The following is a 1,399-nucleotide window of genomic DNA, read 5'->3' as shown; positions in this document are numbered from 1 at the left end:
ACTATGCGTTGATTTTTGTGATTAAGGTGGTATGCGGCGGCTTCGGTATTGCGTTGCTCACCCCTTAGCAGGGCGTTATACCTATTATTGAGTTTAGGAGTATATCTTGTCGATTAATGAGATAAGTAAAGATCAGAAAGTGGGTCAAAAATTGGACTCAAGTTGTGGTGTATGTAAGAGAAGCACAAAACATCTTGTACTATCCGATATCTATACCCAAGGCTTTGAGGATCATGGTCAATATGGAGGTATGAGTTGGTATGACGAATATCAAATCATTCAATGTCAAGGCTGTGAAAGCATAGTTTTCCGATCAACGCATGAAAACTCTGAAGAGTATGATTATGGTTATACACATGATGGACAAGAATGTGTAATACCAATTCAGACAATAGATGTTTATCCGAACCCTGAGGAGGGGCGGCAACCTATTAATGACTATTTCGTTATACCGCAAAAATTACATGCGATTTATCGAGAAACGATAAGCTCATTAAACTCAAATCATGCAATCCTGACTGGAATTGGAATTCGAGCAATAGTAGAAACAATATGCAAAGATAAAAATGCTCAGGGTAATAACCTTTACCTAAAAATTAATGATTTAGTAACTCAAGGTGTTTTAACACAAGATGGCGCTGATATACTGCACAAGTTACGTTCCATTGGTAATGATTCAGCCCATGAAGTAAAGCCCCATGATAGCGTTCAGCTAGGTTTGGCTATTGATGTAATTGATCACCTTCTGCAAGGGGTGTACATCTTACCTTATCATGCTAAATCTAAGTTCAAATAGGTATAACAAACGCTTTAAGACGGATTCGCAACGCGTGGCATTTTTACTATGCGTTGATTTCAGTGATTAAGGTGGTCTGCGGAAACATCGTATTGCGTTGCTCACCACTTAAGCGGGCGTTAGTCGCCAGAAGAAGCTAGCAGTCAAAATCATGTTTCTAAGCTCAAAACTTGGCTACTGGTTGTTTGATTCATAGTTCCATCTTCGACGGTCAAAGCTCAGTTTCATCGGTTCTAAGTCAATGCATTGCTATTTTCCAAGCGGTTGTTTCGTTCTTTGGTGGTGATAGGGCGGGGCAATCGAAAATCTGTTTTTGGTTGCAACTCCGCTCGGTGAGTTTGTTGGTACAAAAGCCAATTTACTCGCTGAAATGACGTTTTCTCTGGTGTTGTAAGTTCCACGTGGTTTCAGTGACTTTGTTGAAAGTCCGCACTGTGAGATTAGCTTTCCAAAGGCGCTATTTGGTGTTGTCCGTCCGTTTTCTGCGGTGTTGTTTGTTCCAAGTGGTTTCATTGAATAGCTGCTTTGCGACTACGCCTGACTTAAATGCATCAAAGCACATAAAATTTGTTGTTTGCAAAATTTAGTTCGGCTTAAAATTGT

Annotated in this window: 1 protein-coding gene; it reads left to right on the top strand. The window is 40.0% G+C overall.

Annotation, left to right across the window (positions count from 1 at the left end):
• Positions 1 to 106 precede the first annotated feature (106 nt).
• Positions 107 to 796, top strand: a complete 690-nt coding sequence (locus BCT11_RS21790) for a DUF4145 domain-containing protein (RefSeq protein ID WP_198593985.1) — start codon at positions 107 to 109, stop codon at positions 794 to 796.
• Positions 797 to 1,399: the final 603 nt, after the last annotated feature.

Source organism: Vibrio sp. 10N.222.52.B12 (assembly GCF_002875385.1).
GTDB lineage: Bacteria > Pseudomonadota > Gammaproteobacteria > Enterobacterales > Vibrionaceae > Vibrio > Vibrio jasicida.
The sequence above is the reverse complement of the archived record's forward strand: the minus strand, read 5'-3'. Positions and strand labels throughout refer to the sequence as shown.